8 protein-coding genes are annotated in these 3199 nt (G+C 61.0%); 7 read left to right on the plus strand and 1 reads right to left on the minus strand.

Going from position 1 to position 3199, the window contains the following annotated elements; all coding sequences use genetic code 11:
* From EOD07_RS38205 to EOD07_RS28180, 3 genes are all read left to right on the plus strand, one after another.
* Positions 1-188: hypothetical protein (locus EOD07_RS38205; RefSeq protein WP_206519578.1), on the plus strand; the 188-nt coding region annotated here is incomplete at its 5' end.
* Between the two features lie 49 nt (positions 189-237).
* Positions 238-537, plus strand: coding sequence for a DUF1236 domain-containing protein (locus tag EOD07_RS28175; protein WP_073987459.1), 300 nt, complete (start codon positions 238-240; stop codon positions 535-537).
* 217 nt (positions 538-754) lie between these two features.
* Entirely contained in the window at positions 755-976 is a 222-nt protein-coding gene (locus EOD07_RS28180) for a hypothetical protein (RefSeq protein ID WP_073987460.1), read from the plus strand.
* 178 nt (positions 977-1154) lie between these two features.
* Here the strand turns inward: EOD07_RS28180 and EOD07_RS28185 are convergent, their stop codons facing one another.
* Positions 1155-1460, minus strand: coding sequence for a DUF982 domain-containing protein (locus EOD07_RS28185; protein WP_245470523.1), 306 nt, complete (start codon positions 1458-1460; stop codon positions 1155-1157).
* A gap of 257 nt (positions 1461-1717) precedes the next feature.
* Between EOD07_RS28185 and EOD07_RS28190 the strand changes: the two genes are divergently transcribed.
* From EOD07_RS28190 to EOD07_RS28205, 4 genes are all read left to right on the plus strand, one after another.
* Positions 1718-2017: a DUF1236 domain-containing protein gene (locus EOD07_RS28190; RefSeq protein WP_073987463.1), complete on the plus strand. Its 300-nt coding sequence runs from the start codon at positions 1718-1720 to the stop codon at positions 2015-2017.
* Positions 2018-2131: 114 nt separating this feature from the next.
* The gene (locus EOD07_RS28195; RefSeq protein WP_127237713.1) at positions 2132-2341 is read left to right on the plus strand and encodes a hypothetical protein; all 210 of its coding nucleotides are present in this window, start codon (positions 2132-2134) and stop codon (positions 2339-2341) included.
* A 109-nt stretch (positions 2342-2450) separates the two neighbouring features.
* Entirely contained in the window at positions 2451-2681 is a 231-nt protein-coding gene (locus EOD07_RS28200; RefSeq protein ID WP_073987465.1) for a DUF2934 domain-containing protein, read from the plus strand.
* 360 nt (positions 2682-3041) lie between these two features.
* The coding region (locus EOD07_RS28205; RefSeq protein WP_206519579.1) for a porin at positions 3042-3199 on the plus strand (158 nt) is incomplete at its 3' end.

Consider the following 3199-nt stretch of genomic DNA (forward strand, 5'->3'; position numbering starts at 1 on the left):
AAGCAGGTGTTTCATCGGATTTCTCCTTGGAAAGTTCGGTCCCTTCGCTGAGAAAACCACGCTCGAAAAGCATTGTTCCGAAATTGTCGGGCCGGGCGCCGGCTATGTTTCGCGAAAATGACGGCGGCGGATTTTTGCAGGAACAAGGCCTGTCGGTCGGCGTTACGCCCAATGCCTACCGGCTGTGAAATCGCAGGCGCAGCGTGAGAGGCAACTTATAAAAGCAAGGAGAAGATAATGAAAATGCACCTCACAACCGCTGCGGCGGGCCTGCTGCTTTTTGCCGGCGCCGGCGCGGTCGCCGCCCAGGACGTGGTGATCGAGCCCGAACAGGAAACGGTCATCCGCGAATATGTGCACAAGCAGCCGCTGGCCTCGATCGAGGTTCCCGGCGTCAAGCTCAGTGTCGGCAGCGTCCTTCCCGACACCGTCGAGCTGCATGAAGTGCCGAACGTCAAATACCGTTACGTCGTCGTCGACAATCAGACGGTTGTTGTCGATCCCGGCACGCGCAAGATCGTCCAGGTCCTGCAGTAGGGTCCATCCACTTGTGGGTTGACGGCCCGTCGCTGGCCGGGCGGCTGGCCGTTAACCAGTATTAATTCGTTACCAAACGCTAACGGAACCTTTCACCCCGGGCAGGCGTTGCCGCCTCTGTGTTCGCGATCTGCCTCATAGAGAACACAAGCATGCGCAGGATGCGGATTCGGGCGGCGGCGAAACAGGCACGGGTTGGGGGAGGAGACTGACCGACATGTCGAAACGAGAAATCGGAACATCCCGTTCGCTCGGGATGCGGGTTGCCGATCTAAGAGCCAGGATGCGGGATGCCCGGATCACCGAGCATGAGATGAAGACCTTCCAAAAAGTCGCGGCCATCATGGGGGGCGGCGAGGGCTCCCTACGCATCGACGCGGACGATCTGATCGCCGCGTCCTTCGTTACCGAGGCCCTGGGCGAATCGACGCCGAGCTGATAGCGGCCACCAGCCGAAATCCCGTATCGATCCAGTCGACCGTCGGCCGGCAAGGCGGCGGTCTGCAGGCAAAACGAACACCAGGCAGCGCCTGGCTTGCTCTCGGGACTTGCCGGCCAAAATCCTAGAACCTGCAGCAAGGCCGATGTCTGTGGCGTGTGAATGCGCCAGGCTGGACCTACCCAGGCACGTGTCGGTTCTGCGCCCGGCTTTCGCGCGCCCGCCTGCGCCTGATCTTTGCTTCGCGCAGCACCACGACCGGATCGGCGCCGGTCCACTCGATCCCCGCCTTCTTCGCAAAGATCAGGAATGCCTGCCGCGCCTCGTCGAGATCGATCTCTCCGGCCCGCGCCGCCTCGCAGGAGCGCAGCGCATTGACGTAGCTCTCGTCGCGCGGGGCCGGCGGCCACTCCTTGAGAAAGTTCTGCATCGCGGTCAGCGAGGTGATTTCGCGCTTGAAACCGGCGCCGACTGCGATCGCCACCGGGGACCGAAATTCGATGTCGCTTCTGATGGGACCTTTTCGCATGACGCCGCCGCCCTATGGATTTCAAAGTTTGGGAAGTTTCAATGCCTTCCAATGCTGGGCCGATGCGAAGGTTCCGCCAAATCAATTAGTCGTCGCTGACGGAACAACACCTTGCCAGGGGCGTTTGCCCCGGGAGCTCCAACGTTCGACCTGCCGGTGTTTCCGCCCCGCGGAGACCAGGCGGAGCTCGCCAACGCAACAGGAGAGAAACGATGAAAACCATCCTCATTCCAGCTGTCGCCGGCCTGGCATTGATGGCCGGTATCGGCATCGCGGCCGCGGACGAGGTGATTGTCACCCCTGAGCAGCAGACCGTGGTCAAGGAATATGTCCACAGGCATCCGGTCGCCTCGGTCAACGTGCTCGGCCTCGAGCTCGGCATAGGCTCCACCGTGCCCGACACCGTCGAGCTGCAGGAGGTTCCCGACGTCCAGTACCGCTACGCGGTCGTCAACGATCACACGGTGCTGATCGACCCCGGCACGCGCCGTGTCGTTCAGGTGATCCAGTAACGCGTGATCCCCGAAAGAGCCCGGTCCATCCGCGGGATCGGGCTCTTCTCGCAAGTAGGCATATGGCGTAGGATTAACAGCGGGTTTGGGAGGCAACGAAGAGGAGTCGTTGCCATGCATCATCCACACGTCGAATCACCGGGCGTCGCCGCCATGGTCGACAAGCTGCTGGCCGAGCACAGGACCGGGCTGCTGTCGATGCAAGAGGCAATTTCCCTGCTACGCCAGCGCACAGGCACTGACCGCTCTGACGCGGATTTGGCCGGATTGATCACAAAGAAGGCAGCGCATCTCGGCATCGCGGTCGTCACCGACGGACACTGAGCGAAATTGCCGTCAAAGTCTGTCGCTTCCATGCGCGATCGCGAAGACGTCGCGCGAAAATTCGGCTAATGTTCGCACCCGGGAACCTTCCCAACATCAGGAGGCGACAGTGACGGACGACAGGCACGAACGCATTCGCCAGCGGGCGCACGAGATCTGGGAGCAGGCCGGCCGGCCGGAAGGCGCGCATCTCGAGCATTGGGATCAGGCGACCGCCGAGATCGATGCGGCAGGCAAGCCGAAGGCGAAGAGTCCGAAGAAGGCCGCTGCCAAGGCCGAGAAGCCCAAAGCCAAGGCCCCCGCCAAGGCAAAGGCGGTCAAACCGAAAGCCAAGGCCTGATCTCCGGGGCCCGCCCCGCCGCCGGCTCATCCCGATAACGATCTCCTATAACGACCGGACGTGGATCATCCGCGCCCGACGGTTTGCCCCATGGAGATGCTTGAACTCCCGCTGAAGGCGCGCGGGCTTGAGAAGATAGCTGTCTATTAGATATATCTAATTGATAAGCTTCGCACCCCTCGCGAGTTTTTGAATAGAACGAGCAATCTACTGTGACCTCCTGGCAACAGGTTCACTTTCACTAGAAATGCTCCCAGTAAAAGTCAGGTATTGGCTCGGAATCCCCTATTGACGCGGTGCGGACCTCGATGGTGGTTTTCGCGCTAGGGCTTTCTCAATCCATTTTCGGGGGACCACCGCATGCAGGGCATTCATCGTCTTGTTTCGTTAGCATTTCTGGCCGCGGCAAGCGGCTTTCCGGCGGCGGCAGCGGCCAAGCCGGTCGAATATGTCAAGGTCTGCACCGCCTATGGCCCCAATTACTACTACAGCCCGGGCACCGACACACGCATCAATGC

The organism is Mesorhizobium sp. M2C.T.Ca.TU.002.02.1.1 (assembly GCF_003997225.1).

What these genes read in the sequence shown, in the direction of transcription:
- EOD07_RS28195 (WP_127237713.1), top strand. Translation starts at nt 2,132, where the DNA reads ATGCATCATCCACACGTCGAATCACCGGGCGTCGCCGCCATGGTCGAC.
- EOD07_RS28180 (WP_073987460.1), top strand. Translation starts at nt 755, where the DNA reads ATGTCGAAACGAGAAATCGGAACATCCCGTTCGCTCGGGATGCGGGTT.
- EOD07_RS28175 (WP_073987459.1), top strand. Translation starts at nt 238, where the DNA reads ATGAAAATGCACCTCACAACCGCTGCGGCGGGCCTGCTGCTTTTTGCC.
- EOD07_RS28190 (WP_073987463.1), top strand. Translation starts at nt 1,718, where the DNA reads ATGAAAACCATCCTCATTCCAGCTGTCGCCGGCCTGGCATTGATGGCC.